Source organism: Streptomyces sp. NPDC021012, from assembly GCF_044333355.1.
Lineage (GTDB): Bacteria > Actinomycetota > Actinomycetes > Streptomycetales > Streptomycetaceae > Streptomyces.
This window is the reverse complement of sequence record NZ_JBIRQU010000025.1, coordinates 24,254-39,188: the sequence shown is the minus strand read 5'-3', so window position 1 is coordinate 39,188 and position 14,935 is coordinate 24,254. Positions and strand designations below refer to the sequence as shown.

Below are 14,935 nucleotides of genomic sequence, written 5' to 3'. Positions count from 1 at the left end.
TCCCGGCGCCGGTCATTTGTTGGCGAGCCGGGCCTTCTTGACCCTGTTGCCACAGGTGTTCATCGAGCACCAGCGACGGTTCGCGCCGCGACTGGTGTCGAGGAACAGGCCGGCGCAGCCGGGGCCTTCGCATGCCTTGATCCGGTCGCGCTCGGGGCCTCCGAGTACGTGGATGGCGTCGGCGGCGAGCACGGCGAGCGCGTCCGGTACCGGTGTCCGCTTGCCGAGGTGCCAGACCGCGAGTCCGTTCCCGTCGAGCGCGGGCCTGGGCCATCCGGTGGTCGCGGTCCTGTTCAGGATCGCCGCGTCACCCGGATCGGGCCGCTGGGCGGTGGCGACGGCCAGCCCGGCACGGTAGATCGCTTCCCTCAGGCCGAGCGCGTCCTGAAGCTCGGCGGGCGAGACGTCGGGGACGGCGAGCCCCACGGCCCCCAGCCAGAGCTTCAGCCGGCCGTGGTCGGAGAGCCGCTCCCGGGGCGCCTCGCCGGCCCGGTCGCTCATGGTAGCGGTGAAGCGGAACGCCAGCACCTCGTTGTCCAGCCGGAACAGTTGACGGGCCTCCACGGTCACCACCTTCCGCATCCCCATGGACCACTCCTTGAACCAGCTTAGCCGGTTCGACACAGGCGTCGACTCCCGCCACAATGGAACCGTCTTAGACAGTTCACCGGTGGAGGTGTTGGCGTGATGGGCGAGGTTGCAGTCATCGGTCTGGGCGGGATGGGGCGGGCGATCGCGCGCAATCTGGTGCGGGCAGGCCACGAGACCGTGGTGTGGAACCGCTCGGCGGGGCCCGCGCAGGAGCTCGCGGAGGCCGGCGCTCTCCGCGTCGCGTCCGTCGCGGAGGCCCTCCAGTGCCCGGTGGTGCTCTCGGTCCTGTCCGACGACGCGTCCGTCGCGGAGGTCTTCCTCGACTCCGGAGTCCTCGGCGAGGCCCGGCACGGGGCGGTCCACGTCAACATGGCCACGGTGAGCGTCGAACTGGCCCGCCGCGCCGCGGAGGAGCATGCCGCGCACGGGATCGGCTATGTCGCCGCCCCGGTGTTCGGTCGGGTCAACGTCGCGGAGGCCGGGGCGCTGAACGTCCTCGCCGCGGGAAAGCCCGAACTCATCGACCGTGCCCAGCCGTTCTTCGACGTGATCGGGTCCCGCACCTGGCGCCTGGGCGAGCTGCCCGAGCAGGCCAACACCGCCAAGATCCTGGGCAACTACCTGATCGCCTGCGCGATCCAGTCGCTCGGAGAGGCGGTCAGCGTCGCCGACGCGGCCGGCGCCGACCCGGGCCAGTTCGTCGAACTGCTGGCCTCGACGCTCTTTCCCGGTCCCGTCTACTCCGGATACGGGTCGATGATCGCGCAGCGGAAATACCAGCCGGCCGGGTTCACCACAACCCTCGGACGCAAGGACCTCCACCTCGCCCTCGACGCGGCAGCCGACCAAGCGATCCCCCTGCCGTTCGGCGAACTACTCAGAGGCGTCTTCGACCAGGCCATCGCCGACGGCCGCGCAGCGGACGACTGGGCCGCCATCGCCGAACAGCAGCCGCGCTGAACACCGCCGCCTGTACGGTCGTTGACACGCCCTGCCCAGCGCCGGGCAGGGCGGCCCTCATGCCGCCCGCGCCGCACCGCGACACCCCGCTGACCTTCGAAGGACGCCGCCGACGCGCCCCATGACCTCGGCAGCAATCAGCGATGAACGGACCGGGCCAGGGCCAGGGGTCCCAAGCCGGGTACTCGCACCCGCACTCGGCCGCGGACAGGCGCCCCCGCCTCACCCGCACCGATGCCCTCCCCCACCAGAAGGCCGGACGGCGATCGGGTTCGCCGACCGAGCCAAGGCGCTCTTCGCCACCCACGGAATCACCAGGATCGAGCAGATCGCCACCGACAACTGCGCCCGCTACCGCGCCCACTATCGATGGCGCCCCGGTCCCCACCCGCGACCACAGCACCGCCGGCGGCGGCCGGCCTTACCCGAGGCGATCTGAAGATCATTTACAGGGTCGCCCTAGGCGTCCTCGGGTGCGTCGTGGATGGTCAACGCTCCGGCGAGGTCGAGGTCGGCGACCGTGCCGTGCGCCCCGGCGCGGACGAGGAGTACCGCGCCGAGCGCGGTGCTCCAGAAGGTCCTGGCCTCCACGTCGAGTGGTCGACGGGCCTTCCAGCCGCGACTGGCGACGAGTTGGTTCACGAAGTGCTCGGATTGCCGGAACAGCAGTTGGAGGTGCCGGTCGACCACGGGGGCGAGTTCGGGCCTGGAGATCGCGGCGGCGAGCGCTCGCGCGACGGACGGGAGCGAGGGCATGGCCAGTACGGCGCGGGCGATGTTGCGCCGGAATGCCGCCGCGTCGGGGGCTTGGCGGCCGATGCGCTCGATCCGTCGGGCGTCGTGCAGCAGGCCGAGGAAGGCGGCATGCACGAGCAGGGAGTCCTTGGAGCCGAAGTAGTAGGTGACCTGATTGGGGAAGGCGTCTGCCGCGTTCGCGATCTCCGCGACACTCAGCTCGGCACCGGGCCGCTCCTTGCAGAGCCGGGCAGTGGTCTCGATCAGTCGGCGCCTCGTCGCGCGACCACGGTCACGCGACCGGGTCGACGCCGCCCGGGCTTCGGTTCGCTTCTTCTCCACACCCGAATTGTATGTGATACAACAAGGCCGTTCACTTGTATCGCATACAAGAAAGGCGGAAGGACATGCAGCGGACCGAGGTCGTCGTGACCGGACTCGGCGCCATCACGCCACTCGGTGGAGACGTGGTGTCCACGTGGGAGGCCTTGCTCGCCGGCGAGTCGGGCATCCGAGGCGGCGTCCTGCGCGGCCACGAGGACGCCGGCCTTCCCGGCACCGTCGCGGGGACGATGGCGGTCGACCCCGCCGAGCTGCTGACGCCGGTGCAGGCCAGGCGGCTCGACCGCTCGCAGCAGGCGGCCCTCGCCGCGGCGGCCGAGGCCTGGACCGACGCGGGCGCCCCGGACGTGGCGCCGGACCGGCTCGCGTCAGCGATCGGCACGGGCATCGGGGGCGTACGGACGCTGCTGAAAGAAGACGACGTACTGGAGACGGCCGGGACCCGGCGCGTCTCGCCCCGCACGGTCCCGATGCTCATGCCCAACGCGGCGGCGGCGCTGATCAGCATCGAATACGGCGCACGGGCCGGGGTCTACACGCCCGTCTCGGCCTGCTCCTCCGGTGCCGAGGCGATCGCCCTGGCGGCCAGACTCATCCGCGCCGGCGAGGCGGACGTGGTCATCGCGGGCGGGACCGAGGCCGCGATCACCCCGATCACCGTGGCCGGCTTCGTCCAGGCACAGGCGCTGTCGCGGCACACCGCCGAACCCGCCGCGGCGTCCCGGCCGTTCGCCGCGGACCGCAGCGGATTCGTCCTCAGCGAAGGCGCCGCCGTCATGGTGCTCGAAAGCGCCGAACACGCCGAAGCCCGGGGCGCGCGCGTCCACGCGGTACTCGCGGGCGCCGGCATCGCCGCTGACGCCCACCACATCACGGCGCCCGCTCCCGACGGCTCCGGTCAGGTCTCCGCCATGCGAAAGGCCCTCGCGCAAGCCGGTCTGGCTCCCGAGCGGATCAGCCACGTCAACGCCCACGCCACCGGCACTCCGGTCGGCGACACCGCCGAGGCACACGCGATCAGGGAGGTGTTCGGCCGCGCCACCGTGACAGCCCCCAAGGCGGCACTCGGCCATCTCTTCGGCGCGGCCGGCGCGATCGAGGCCCTCATCGCCGTCCTCAGCGTGGAACACGGCGTCATCCCGCCGACCCGCAACCTCACCACGGCCGGCATCGGCCCCGACATCGATCTCGACGTCGTCACAGAGCGACGAGACGTCCCCCAGGAGGCGGTACTCAGCAACTCCTTCGGCTTCGGCGGACAGAACGTCTCACTCGTCGTCACCCACGCACGGCACCACACGTCCCGTACGGCCCCGGCCACGCCTTGACTCACATTGACTCACACGGGCACGTCATCGTCCACGGACGGCCGCCACCGGTCGTCCGCACCCCGGGACCATCGCCTCAGGCCCGGGGAGCAGCCGGCCTCTGTCGAGGGTGGGCGAGTCACCGGCCCCGAGGAGCGGTGGGGTCGGACCCTACTTGCTCCACTTGCCGGGGCGTCCGAGCTGGTGGACGGTCCAGCCCGCCGCGCGCCAGGGCTCGGGGGCGAGGGTGGTGCGGCAGTCGACCAGCAGGGCGGTGGCCGGGCGGCCGGCAAGGGCGTGGGGGTCGGCCTGCCGGTACTGGGGCCATTCGGTGGCCAGGACCACGAGGTCGGCGCCGTCGAGGGAGGCGGCCAGGTCCTCGGAGTAGTCCAGCTCCGGGTTGCGGACCATCGCCGTCGCGACGGCCTGCGGATCGTGCACCGTGACGACGGCGCCGGCCTGCCGCAGGGCCTGGGCGAGAGCGAGGGCGGGAGACTCGCGCACGTCGTTGGTGCCCGGTTTGAAAGCGGCTCCCCACACCGTGACGCAGCTGCCCTTGAGTGGGCGGTCGCCCAGGGCTCGGGTGATGAGGCCCAGGGCGGTTTCGGTGCGGCTCTCGTTGATCGCCTCGGCGGCGCGCAGGAGGGCCACGGCCCGGTCGGCGCCGAGCTGCCGGGCGGAGGCCGTGAAGGCGCGGACGTCCTTGGGGAGACAGCCGCCGCCGTAGCCGATGCCGGGACTCATGCCGCCGCTGCCGATACGGGGGTCGATGCCGAGGATCTCCACGATCCGGGAGATGTCGGCATCGGCTTCCTGGCACATGTCGGCGACGGCGTTGATGAAGGAGATCTTCAGGCCGAGGAAGGTGTTCGCCGCGCCCTTGGCCAGCTCGGCGGTCTGCGGGTCGGTGACGAAGACCGGCACGCCCGCGTCGATGATCCCGGCGTACACGGCGCGGATCGCCTTCTCGCCTTCCGCGGTGGTGACGCCGGCGATGATCCGGTCCGGGCGCAGGGTGTCCTGTACGGCGTGTCCCTCGCGCAGGAACTCCGGGTTCCAGACGACCTCGACGCTTTCACCGGCTGGGGCCAGGCGCTGGGCGAGGGCGGTGACCTGGCGGGTGGTGCCGACGGTGACCGTGCTCTTGCCGATGATGGTGCACGGCCGGTCGAGGTGGGGCGCGAGTCCGCGGATCGCGCCGAAGACCTGGGCGGTGTCGTAGGAGCGGCCGTCGGCGTCGATGGGGGTTCCGACGCCGATGAAGTGGAGTTCGGCGAAGGTCGCCGCCTCGGAGATGTCCGTGGTGAACCGCAGGCGCCCGTCGGCGGTGTGACGGGCGAGGAGTTCGGGGAGACCGGCCTCGTAGATGGGGCATTCGCCGGCGTTGAGACGGTCGACCTTGGCCTGGTCGACGTCGACGCCGATGACCTCGTGGCCGAGCTCGGCCATCGCCGCCGCGTGCGGGATGCCGAGGTGACCACAGCCGATCACGGATACGCGCATTGCAGGGTCCTTGTCTGGTCCGGGGCGCACCGCGCCCGGTGTGCCCTCGGACGTTATCGGTCGACGAACTCACCCCGTTCCGGGCCGAATTCGCTCAGTCGTTCACTCCGAGTAGTTCACGCAGGCCCGGCAGGACGGGAACGCCCCCGGAACCGACACCCACATCACCCTCCCGGGCGGCGTCGACGAGACGTCGACCGGGCCCTCGTGCTCCCCAAGAGCCGGGAATCAGCCGAAGACGGCGGTGGGTTCGCCGGTGAACCAGGTGTTGTCGATGACGAGCCGGCGGATGACCCAGCGGTCGCCGTCGCGGACCAGTTCGACGTCGTAGGGGTTCTTCAGCAGCGCGTGCTGGGTGCGGTCGGCGGTGAGAAGGTGCTGGGCCTCCACCAGGGCGGTGAGGCGGGCGGTGTCGCCGTCGATGGCGATCCGGGGGTTGGTGATCTGGTGGGTGGTGTCCACGCGGCCGGTGAACATGCCCAGGATGGTGGTGACGATGGTGTCGCGTCCTGACATCAGCGGCGGCTCGGCTCCCCACTTGGCGGCGGCCGGGCGGAAGTCCAGCTCGGCGTCGGCGGCGAAGGCCGAGGTGAACAGTTCCTCGTCCTTGAGGTCCTGGCCGAGGGCGAAGCGGTGGAGCGCGTCGGTGATCTCCGTGCGGTCCCTGAGTTCCGCGACCACCGCGGCACTGTCGTGGGCGGGGGCGGTCAGGGCGCGGTCGCGGGTGACGTACATGATGGCCTCCGGTGCGGGTCAGGTGGTGTTCCGATGCCTTTGATCCTGCTGGAGGCCGGACGGGGCATCAACGCGCACCTGCGCAACGATCGTTAAGCCCCGGTTGACGATGGTGAGGTAGGGGGATGTTGGAGCGGTACGAGTTGGAGGCGTTCCTGACGCTCGCCGAGGAGTTGCACTTCGGGCGTACCGCCGAGCGGCTGCGTCTGTCCACGGCCAGGGTCAGCCAGACGATCGCCAAGCTGGAGCGCCGCATCGGCGTTCCGCTGTTCCACCGAACAAGCCGCCGGGTGGAACTGTCCCCGGTGGGGCGGCAGTTGTACGAGGAGACACGGCCCGCCTGGGACCGGATCTCCGACGCGTTCGCGCGGGCCGTCGATGCCGGACGCGGCCTGACCGGATCGCTGCGGGTCGCCTTCGACGGGCCGGCGGCGGGCCAGCTGCTGGTCGGGGTGACGCAGGCATTCCGCGCCCGGCACCCCGACTGCGACGTCCAGATCCGTGAAGCACGACTGCCGGAAGTCCTGCCGTGGCTGCGCGGCGGGGAGGTGGACATCGCGCTGACCTGCCATCCGATGCGGGAGGACGGCATCGTCATGGGGCCGGTCCTGGTGCGGGAAGCACGCATGCTCGCCGTACCGGCGGGCCATCCCTTCGCCCACCGCGCGACCGTCTCCCTGGAGGACCTGGCCCGCGTCCCCGTGCTCCAGCTCCCCGAGACGCTCCCGGACTCCCTGCGCGACGACCGCGCACCGCGCCGGACCCCCTCCGGACGGCCCATCGCACTCGGCCCGTCGGCCATGACGTTCACCGAGATGCTGACGCTCGTCGGCGCGGGAGAGGGCGTCGCCGCCGTCGGCGCCCACGCCAGGCGCTACTTCGCCCGCCCCGACGTCACCTATGTGCCCTTCGTGGATGCCCCACCGGTGGAATGGGGCCTGGTCTGGCTCGCCGAAGGCGCCACGGCCCGCGTTCGGGCTTTCGACAAGGCCGCACTCGACGTGGCGCAGGGGCCTGCCCCTGCCCCCTCCCCCTAGACCTACCGCGGCGGCATGCGGCGGCTGGATCGTCTCGGGGACCAGCCCGCCGGACAGTCGATGAGAGTTCGACTCCACATGCCCTGGTGTCGTGTCGTCACCGGACTTCCCCCATGGGACTACTGAGCCTTCCGGCCGCCTTCATGCGACAGGGCGCGCGCGTGGCGCAGATCGCGCCCAAGGCCGTGTCCGATAGTTGATCTTGTGGTGGGTCGTGGTGAGCTGACGGACGCGGCGTGGGAGCGGATAGCGCCGCTGCTGCCGGGCGCCAACGGGCGGGGCGACCGTGGAGGGATCACCGGCAGGTGATCAACGGGGTGTCACGGCGGTTGCGGACCGATGCTCCGTGGCCGCTTCCTCGGCCGCGTCGCGATCCTGCTCGGCATGGTCGCGGGCACCCTGATCGCCGTCCCCTTCGGCAAGGTCGACCCCGGCCCGCTCACGCATGCGTCCCTGTTCGCCCTGCCCGAACCCTTCGCCTTCGGCCCCGCACCTGGTGCCCACCGTGATCGCCACCACGGTGGTGGTCATGCTCGTGTCGCCGATGGAGTCCACCGCCTCGCTGCTCGCCCTCGGCGCGGCGACCAGCCGCCCCACCCAGGACCGCACCCTCACCGGAAGCCTCCGCGCGCTGGGCCTGACCACCGTCCTCGGCGGTGTCCTCGGCTCGTTCATCAGCACCTCGTACGCGCAGAACGTGGGTCTGGTCGCCCCCAGCCTGATCCGCAGCCGCTACGTGGTCACCCTCTGCGGAGCCTTCCTGGTGCTGATGGGCCTCGTCCCGGTCCTCGGCTCGCTCGTCGCCCTCGTCCCGCTGCCCGTCCTCGGCGGCGCCGGCGTCGTCTTCTTCTTCGGATCGGTGGCCGTGGCCGGCATCCGCACCCTGGCCAAGGCGGCCCTCGGCACCGGCCACAACGGCCTGATCGTCTCCGTCACCCTCGCCTTCGGGCTCTTCCCCGTCGCCGCCCCCGACTTCTACGAGCGCCTGCCCGCCCCCGTCGCCACCGTGCTGGGCTCGGGCATCACCGCCGGCTGCCTGGTCGCCATCCTGCTGAACCATCTGCTCAACCACCTCGGCCGCGGCACCGAAGCCGAACCTCGACGCGATTCCCGCCGAGCGGGTCACCACGCTCGGCGGCACCGACTCTCTGGGCCCAGCCTCTCCGTACGCCCCTCGCCCGTCTGGTCTCCCTTCGGCACCACAACGGCGCCGGACTCCCAGGCCGTAACCAGACCCGTACCCGGCACCACGGCGGCACCGGACCCTCAGGCCGTGCCCCAGCCCCCGCCCCGCGGCCCACTCGTCGGAGACTGGCCTGCCTACGACACGGACCTCGTCACCCACACCCCCGAGACCGACCGCGATCCCGGTGCGGCGGCCTACGCCCGTCCGCTTCCGAAGGCGTCAGCTTCCCCGGCCCTCTGCACCCCCTGCACCCCCTGCACCCTCTGCACTCCCTGCGCAACCGGAGCGGACACCCCAACGACCCGACCACGCACGGCCGGGACGCCCGGTCCGGCTGGCACCGACCCGTGGGGGCCATCCGCGATGCGCGCCGGGGAAACGCGGAGCGCTGAGAACCCGTACGGGCGCGGTCTCCCCCACCCGAGGGTGGGGGAGACCGCGCCCGTACGGGACTGTCGTGCGTCCCGGCGACGTCGCGCCGCCCGGCCGCCTCAGCTGCTCTTCTCAGCCGGTCTCGGCCGGCTGGGCCGCGGCGTCGACGGCGGTACGGGACGGGGCGTCCGCGCCGCCCTGACCCGCGCCGTCGGCTTCCTCGGCGAGCCGCTGCATGCCGCTGGTGGTCTTCAGCGGCTTCTCCTTGATGAACAGGACGGCGAGGAACGCGAGGAACGCGAAGGGGGCCGCGACGAGGAAGATCTCGCCCGTGGCGACGCCGTAGGCGTGCTCCACGATCTCGCGGATCGGGGCGGGAAGGGTCGCCATGTCCGGCACGGCACCGTCCCCGGCGGCGCCCGCGCCGGCGGGGACACCGGCTTCCGCGAGGCCCTTGCTCATCTCCGTGGCGACGCGGCTGGCCAGGATGGCGCCGAGCACGCTGGTGCCGATGGTGCCGCCGAGGCTGCGGAAGAAGGAGAGGACCGAGGTGGCGGCGCCCAGTTCAGTGGCCTGGACGTCGTTCTGCGCGGCCAGGACCAGGTTCTGCATCAGCATGCCGACGCCGATGCCCATGACGGCCATGTAGACGCTGGTCAGGCCGAAGCTCGTGTCAGAGCCGATCGTGGAGAGGAGACCGAGACCGGCCGTCATGGTGATGCCGCCGGCCACCAGGTAGGCCTTCCACCGGCCGGTCTTGCTGATGATCTGTCCGGCGACGGTGGAGGAGACCAGGAGACCGAGGATCATGGGCAGGCTCATGAGGCCCGCGACCGTCGGGGACTTCCCCAGGGAGATCTGGAAGTACTGGGAGAGGAAGACGGTGCCGCCGAACATGGCCAGACCGACGAAGAGGCTGGCGACGGTGGCGAGCGCCACGGTGCGGTTGCGGAAGATGCCGAGCGGGATGATCGGCTCGGGCACCCGGGACTCGACGAAGACCGCCGCGACGAGCAGCACGAGGCCGCCGCCGGTCAGTGCCGCGGTCTGCCAGGAGGCCCAGTCGAAGCTGTTGCCGGCCAGCGACACCCAGATGAGCAGCGCGCAGACGCCGGCGACGATGAGGAAGGCGCCCAGGTAGTCGATCTTCACCTCGCGGCGCCTGACGGGCAGCTTCAGGGTCAGCTGCAGCAGCACGATGGCGAGCAGCGCGAACGGGACGCCGACGAAGAAGCACCAACGCCAGCCGAGCCAGGAGGTGTCGACCAGGACGCCGCCGATGAGCGGCCCGGCGACCGTACCGACGGCGAAGACGGCGCCGAAGATTCCGGCGTACTTGCCGAGCCGGCGCGGCGGGATGATCGCGGCCATCACGACCTGCGCGAGGGCGGTCAGACCGCCGGCGCCGATGCCCTGGGCGACGCGGCTGAAGATCAGCAGCGAGACGTCGTGGGAGAAGCCCGCGAGCAGCGAGCCGACCACGAACAGACCGAGGGAGATCTGGAGGAGCAGCTTCTGGTTGTAGAGATCGGCCAGCTTGCCCCACAGCGGCACCGTCGCCGTCATGGCGAGCAGTTCGGCGGTGACGACCCAGGTGTACGAGGACTGGCTCGCTCCCAGGTCGGCGATGATCCTGGGCAGCGCGTTGGCGACCACGGTGCCGGCCAGGATGGAGACGAACATGCCCGCCATCAGGCCGGACATGGCTTGGAGTATCTGACGGTCGGACATGGCGGCCGGGGACGCCTCGACCGGCGCCTCGGGTGTTTTCACAGCTTCTCTTCTCAGTGTTGCGTGGTTCTCAGGGGTGCTGGGCTGGGAGCACGGAACCGCCCTGCGTCACGAAGAGCAGGACCCGTGCAAAGAGCAGGAACCCGTACGGGAACGGGGCGCCCCGGTCAGCGGCCGTCGTCGGCCTGGGCGGGTGGCAGGGTGAGGCCCGCGGCGAGGTGATCGAAGGTCTCGCGGAACACGTCCGCGAAGGGGACCTCCCCCTGCCGGACGGACCAGTGCTCGACCGCGACGCGCACGGCCGTGCCGCCGACGGCGGCCAGGAGGCGCGGGTACAGGCCCAGAGCGCGGCGCCGTTCCTCGTCCTCCGCCGACGCGAACGCGGGACGGTCCTCGGCGAAGAGCGGCGAGCCCCTGCCGATGCGCTCCGCGAGGGCCTCGGCGAGGCCGAGCTCATCGGCCATGTGGGCGCCGATCCTGCGCGCGAGGAGTTGGGGCGCCTTGCGCAGGACTTCGGCATGCAGACGCCATAGCTCCTGCTGCTGCTCGACCTCGCCCAACTCCGCCGCGATGGCCTCCCGGAGCGCTTCCAGCGGAGGCAGTTCGGGCGGAGCGGCGAGGACGGCCCGGCGGACGCGGTCGCTGGAGTCCGCACCGATCATGACGAAGACCTCGTCACGGGACTCGAAGTAGTTGAAGAACGTCCGCGTGGAGACTCCCGCCGCGGCGGCGATGGCGTCCACGGTGACGTGCTCGACACCGTGCTCCATCGCCAGACGTACCGCCGCCTCGACGAGAGCGGCGCGCGTAGCCCGCTTCTTGCGCTCCCTGAGCCCACCCTCGGCGGGAATCCTCTCCTCCATAGGTGCATGGTACGCAAAAATGCAGACCCTGCAAAAATATATTCCGGGCGGGGCACCACAAGCCCCACGCCCACCGGACCACCGGACCACCGGACCACCGGCGACGTCCACACGTCGGACCTACCGGTCACACCTCGCGAGAAGCCCGTGGAGGAGAGGGAGGAGTTGGTCGGTACGGACGCCGACCGACGGCGCGTACATCAGCACCGGGCTCGTCGTCCGCACCGCAAACACCTGGGCAGGGCCCTGCTGCCGGGCGCGGATCCTCACCCGTAGGGGCAGTGGGTGCAGCGGCGGCTCAGGTATCGTCGCCTCTGGCTGCAATCCCGGTGCTGCAAAGACGGGCGATCGGGCAACGGAAAACCGGGAGTTCCCGTTGCGTGCGCCCGTACCAACCATCTTTCGTCCCAGCCCTTCGTCGATGGCTGCGACGAGTGCGTCTTGTCAGCTCGCGCCCGGTCGGGACGGATGCGTGGCCGGCCCGCCCCATGGGCACGGCAGACCGTGGAGTCGACACGCGGCCTGACGCCGCGCCGCATCAGGCCAATGCCGCATCAGGCAACGTTCGTCCTGCCGAAGGCCCTGCCTGTCGACGGCTCCGGCCGCTGGCGATAATCGACTGATGAGCGCCATCGAACGCCCTTTGCCGCCCCTGAACTCCGACGAGCGCACCACGCTCGAAAGCTGGCTCGACTTCCACCGCGCCACCCTCGCCATGAAGTGCGAGGGCCTGGACGACGGGCAGGCCGCCGTCGCGTCCGTGCCACCGTCCGGCTTCACGTTGACCGGCCTCGTCCAGCACATGGCAGAGGTGGAGCGGAACTGGTTCCGCCGAGTGTTCGCCGGAGAACAGGCCCCGCCCCTCTACGACCCGCAGGCCGATCCGTCTGCCCCCGACGGCGGCTTCGAACTGGCCGAGGGCGCCACACTGCACGACGCCCTCGCCACCTGGCAGGCGGAGATCGCCCGCGCCCGCGAGCTCTGCGCCGACCGCGCCCTGACCGACACCGGCCGCTTCATGGAGCAGGACGTCAACCTCCGCTGGATCTACGTCCACATGATCGAGGAGTACGCCCGCCACAACGGCCACGCCGACCTGGTCCGGGAACGCATCGACGGCACCACCGGCGTGTGACGCCAGGTCAGGTCGCGCCCGCCCGCTGCATGCCGACCACCAGCAGCCGTCTTGCCGATCAGTCCCAGTAGGACGGCGGCTGGTCGACTCGACCGCCCCTGTGGGCTGTGGGGATGTGCTCATCAGCACCACCGGGGAGGGAGGCGACGCACTCCGACGAACAGGCGTTGACCAGCAGCGGCAACACATCCGTGGCCACGCGCAGGGAGATCCACACCTGCTGGAGTCCGCCTTGCGCGATCGGGCCGCCGCAGACACTGCAGCCTTGGAGGGCTGTGGGACCCCAACGCCCGGGATCCAGACGTTCCGGATCGAGGCCCGTGAGGGAGTCCGGGGACGACGCCAGCTTCGGGAAGGGCGGCCGGAGCTTGAAGTTGCCGAAGAGGGCTCGCGTGCTCACCGTACTGCGGGTCAACCGTCGGCAGCGGGTGATCTCGTAGGGGAACCAGTGCAGCCGGTAGGAGGTGTACGGGGTGAACTCCTCCAGACTGGTCATCGCCCCGATCTCGGGCGGGATCCGAACCAGGTTGCTGCCGTAGAGCACGAGGTGCTTGACCGCCGTCAGTTCGGCGATGCTCGGCGGCAGGGTGATGACCTGCCGCCGCTCCTCCGGGCTCAGCTCGATCAGCGGCTTGAACTCCTCGCGCCCGTCGGCGGCAGCCTCCTCGACCAGCTCCAGCAGACGCCGCCAGCCCGGCGCGGCGTGGTCCTGCCGCTCAGCGTGGAACCCGACACGGGCTCGCGGATGGGGCCTGGACTGGTCGAAGCAGGAGCAGAAGTCCCGGAAGATCCCACGCCCTCCCTGTACCGAACCCGAAACGTCGGCCCACCGGTTCGCAACGACCTGCGGCTCTCCCCTGTCCGTCATGGCGCCACGGTACCGAGATCGTCGCAGGCCGTCGCAGCGAGTACGCGACGAGACGGCTCCGGACATGTGCGACCGCACCGCTCACTACGCTGGCAAGCGTGAACACTCCATCGCCCCCACGGCTGACCCTGGACGCCGCCCGTGCCCTTCAGGCCATGCTCCGAACCGAGATCGGCCCGGGGCTCACCGAGCGGGAACTCGACGCGGTCGAGACACGGTTCGGCTTCACCTTCGCGGCCGACCACCGCGTCTTCCTCTCCGCCGGCCTCCCGCACGGCTCGTCGGGGTGGCCCGACTGGCGCGACGGCGACCCCGAGGACCTGGCCGGGCGACTGGCACGGCCCGTGGAGGGCGTGCTCTTCGACGTGAAGCACAACGCGTTCTGGCATCCCCTCTGGCCGTCCAGACCAGCGGAGACGTCGGAGGCACTGCGCGTCGCGAGGACCGAGCTGGAGAGCGTGCCGCAGCTGGTTCCGGTCTACGGGCACCGCTACCTGCCCGGCACGGCAGGCGAGCACGGGCACCCCGTCCTGTCCGTCATGCAGACCGACATCATCCTGTACGGGAACGACCTCGCCGACTACGTCCACCACGAATTCTTCGGCCGACCGACCAACCGCCTCGCCCACACGACCGTCGCCTTCTGGTCGTACTTCACCGAGGGCGGACCCGGCATCGACGTCACCCTGCCCACTCCGTTCACCCCGTACGCCACGAGCGCGCAGGAGGCCGTCGACTGCCTCCGGACGCTGGCCCTGGAGCGCCTGATCGGACGGCAGCACTACCCAGAGCAGCTCATCGAGGCGGGCCTCACGGCCCTGGTCCTCGACGTCGAGACGGAGTCCCTCCCCCTCCTCGCCGGCCTGTCACGCTCCGAGCACGAGCAGACCGACGCCCTTTTCGACCAGGTACTGGACGAACTCGGCCTGCTCCAGACCCTCCCGGCCGACACCACCGACCTCCCGTGGGAAGCCGCCCGCTGGGAACTCGTCCGCTGGTGGCTCCGGCTGGTCGTGAACGGCAGCCTGGACCCCGGCGCCGGCGGCGACCTGATCACGTACGAGGGGTGGGGCGCGCTGGCCCACCCACAGTCGCTCAGACCCCTGGTCGACAAGACCGACGCCTACAACGACTGGGCGGCGATCCGACGCGGCGACCGGGACCAGCTGGCGGGCTCGATCGTCGAGGAGGCGGGCCGCCTGCTCGCCGGACCCTGGCCGCCCCTGGGCTGAGCTCACCGGCGGCAGGCGAGGACCCCGCCAGGACGGGTGATCTCGTACGCGCCGTGGCGGGCGATGCCGTCGGCGACGAGGGCACGGGCCGGTGATGGTCGACTCGAAGGACACGTCGTGCTGGTCTGCCCAGGCCCGGTACGGGGCCGCATGCGCGATGACGGGCTCGGGGTCGCGGTCACCACTACCAGCGCGCCTACCCCCAGGCCCTCGCCGGGTCTGCCCCGGTCGTCACCGCCACCGGCGCCAAGCTGTCGAAATCCCTCACCCGAGAAGGCCGTGCCCCCTTGCCCGAGGGACCGGGACTCGCACCGGCCGGATGTCCTTGCGCACCTCGT

12 protein-coding genes and 2 pseudogenes are annotated in these 14,935 nt (G+C 71.1%); 7 read left to right on the top strand and 7 right to left on the bottom strand.

The features are described 5' to 3' along the window. Window positions 1-12: 12 nt before the first annotated feature. On the bottom strand, window positions 13-588 hold the full coding sequence (locus ACH4TP_RS39445) for a CGNR zinc finger domain-containing protein (protein ID WP_398440617.1): 576 nt from the start codon (window positions 586-588) through the stop codon (window positions 13-15). Window positions 589-687: 99 nt separating this feature from the next. Between ACH4TP_RS39445 and ACH4TP_RS39440 the strand changes: the two genes are divergently transcribed. Further along, entirely contained in the window at window positions 688-1,551 is an 864-nt protein-coding gene (locus ACH4TP_RS39440; protein ID WP_398440616.1) for an NAD(P)-dependent oxidoreductase, read from the top strand. A gap of 459 nt (window positions 1,552-2,010) precedes the next feature. Here the strand turns inward: ACH4TP_RS39440 and ACH4TP_RS39435 are convergent, their stop codons facing one another. Beyond that, window positions 2,011-2,628 (bottom strand): TetR/AcrR family transcriptional regulator C-terminal domain-containing protein, encoded by a 618-nt coding sequence (locus ACH4TP_RS39435; RefSeq protein WP_398190443.1) that lies wholly within the window; start codon window positions 2,626-2,628, stop codon window positions 2,011-2,013. A 65-nt stretch (window positions 2,629-2,693) separates the two neighbouring features. Between ACH4TP_RS39435 and ACH4TP_RS39430 the strand changes: the two genes are divergently transcribed. After that, window positions 2,694-3,956: a beta-ketoacyl-[acyl-carrier-protein] synthase family protein gene (locus ACH4TP_RS39430; protein ID WP_398440615.1), complete on the top strand. Its 1,263-nt coding sequence runs from the start codon at window positions 2,694-2,696 to the stop codon at window positions 3,954-3,956. 150 nt (window positions 3,957-4,106) lie between these two features. Here the strand turns inward: ACH4TP_RS39430 and ACH4TP_RS39425 are convergent, their stop codons facing one another. Both ACH4TP_RS39425 and ACH4TP_RS39420 read right to left on the bottom strand, forming a co-directional pair. Further along, complete coding sequence (locus ACH4TP_RS39425) at window positions 4,107-5,438, bottom strand: UDP-glucose dehydrogenase family protein (protein ID WP_398440614.1); 1,332 nt, start codon at window positions 5,436-5,438, stop codon at window positions 4,107-4,109. 228 nt (window positions 5,439-5,666) lie between these two features. Next, window positions 5,667-6,173 carry a nuclear transport factor 2 family protein gene (locus ACH4TP_RS39420; protein ID WP_398440612.1) on the bottom strand — a complete coding sequence of 169 codons (507 nt, stop codon included), beginning with the start codon at window positions 6,171-6,173 and terminating at the stop codon, window positions 5,667-5,669. Window positions 6,174-6,298: 125 nt separating this feature from the next. On the opposite strand from ACH4TP_RS39420, the gene ACH4TP_RS39415 reads away from it, so the two are divergent. The 3 genes and pseudogenes from ACH4TP_RS39415 to ACH4TP_RS39405 all read left to right on the top strand — a co-directional run. Further along, the gene (locus ACH4TP_RS39415; protein WP_398440611.1) at window positions 6,299-7,210 is read left to right on the top strand and encodes a LysR family transcriptional regulator; all 912 of its coding nucleotides are present in this window, start codon (window positions 6,299-6,301) and stop codon (window positions 7,208-7,210) included. A gap of 204 nt (window positions 7,211-7,414) precedes the next feature. Further along, window positions 7,415-7,599, top strand: a pseudogene (locus ACH4TP_RS39410) (transposase); the annotation flags it as partial. A 56-nt stretch (window positions 7,600-7,655) separates the two neighbouring features. Beyond that, window positions 7,656-8,120 (top strand): annotated as a pseudogene (locus ACH4TP_RS39405) (solute carrier family 23 protein); the annotation flags it as partial. Window positions 8,121-8,900: 780 nt separating this feature from the next. Here the strand turns inward: ACH4TP_RS39405 and ACH4TP_RS39400 are convergent. Beyond that, a complete protein-coding gene (locus tag ACH4TP_RS39400; RefSeq protein WP_398440633.1) occupies window positions 8,901-10,499 on the bottom strand; it encodes a DHA2 family efflux MFS transporter permease subunit in 1,599 nt (532 codons plus the stop codon). A gap of 167 nt (window positions 10,500-10,666) precedes the next feature. Further along, the gene (locus ACH4TP_RS39395) at window positions 10,667-11,362 is read right to left on the bottom strand and encodes a TetR family transcriptional regulator (RefSeq protein WP_398440610.1); all 696 of its coding nucleotides are present in this window, start codon (window positions 11,360-11,362) and stop codon (window positions 10,667-10,669) included. A 622-nt stretch (window positions 11,363-11,984) separates the two neighbouring features. Here ACH4TP_RS39395 and ACH4TP_RS39390 point away from each other — a divergent pair. Then, entirely contained in the window at window positions 11,985-12,497 is a 513-nt protein-coding gene (locus ACH4TP_RS39390) for a DinB family protein (RefSeq protein WP_398190425.1), read from the top strand. A 58-nt stretch (window positions 12,498-12,555) separates the two neighbouring features. On the opposite strand, the gene ACH4TP_RS39385 is transcribed toward ACH4TP_RS39390, so the two are convergent. Then, window positions 12,556-13,365 carry a leucine-rich repeat domain-containing protein gene (locus ACH4TP_RS39385; protein WP_398440609.1) on the bottom strand — a complete coding sequence of 270 codons (810 nt, stop codon included), beginning with the start codon at window positions 13,363-13,365 and terminating at the stop codon, window positions 12,556-12,558. Between the two features lie 98 nt (window positions 13,366-13,463). Between ACH4TP_RS39385 and ACH4TP_RS39380 the strand changes: the two genes are divergently transcribed. Next, a complete protein-coding gene (locus ACH4TP_RS39380) occupies window positions 13,464-14,597 on the top strand; it encodes a hypothetical protein (protein ID WP_398440608.1) in 1,134 nt (377 codons plus the stop codon). The last annotated feature ends 338 nt before the right edge of the window (window positions 14,598-14,935 follow it).

What these genes read in the sequence shown, in the direction of transcription:
- ACH4TP_RS39395 (WP_398440610.1), bottom strand. Translation starts at nt 11,362, where the DNA reads ATGGAGGAGAGGATTCCCGCCGAGGGTGGGCTCAGGGAGCGCAAGAAG.
- ACH4TP_RS39400 (WP_398440633.1), bottom strand. Translation starts at nt 10,499, where the DNA reads ATGTCCGACCGTCAGATACTCCAAGCCATGTCCGGCCTGATGGCGGGC.
- ACH4TP_RS39425 (WP_398440614.1), bottom strand. Translation starts at nt 5,438, where the DNA reads ATGCGCGTATCCGTGATCGGCTGTGGTCACCTCGGCATCCCGCACGCG.
- ACH4TP_RS39440 (WP_398440616.1), top strand. Translation starts at nt 688, where the DNA reads ATGGGCGAGGTTGCAGTCATCGGTCTGGGCGGGATGGGGCGGGCGATC.
- ACH4TP_RS39390 (WP_398190425.1), top strand. Translation starts at nt 11,985, where the DNA reads ATGAGCGCCATCGAACGCCCTTTGCCGCCCCTGAACTCCGACGAGCGC.
- ACH4TP_RS39445 (WP_398440617.1), bottom strand. Translation starts at nt 588, where the DNA reads ATGGGGATGCGGAAGGTGGTGACCGTGGAGGCCCGTCAACTGTTCCGG.
- ACH4TP_RS39385 (WP_398440609.1), bottom strand. Translation starts at nt 13,365, where the DNA reads ATGACGGACAGGGGAGAGCCGCAGGTCGTTGCGAACCGGTGGGCCGAC.
- ACH4TP_RS39415 (WP_398440611.1), top strand. Translation starts at nt 6,299, where the DNA reads ATGTTGGAGCGGTACGAGTTGGAGGCGTTCCTGACGCTCGCCGAGGAG.
- ACH4TP_RS39430 (WP_398440615.1), top strand. Translation starts at nt 2,694, where the DNA reads ATGCAGCGGACCGAGGTCGTCGTGACCGGACTCGGCGCCATCACGCCA.
- ACH4TP_RS39420 (WP_398440612.1), bottom strand. Translation starts at nt 6,173, where the DNA reads ATGTACGTCACCCGCGACCGCGCCCTGACCGCCCCCGCCCACGACAGT.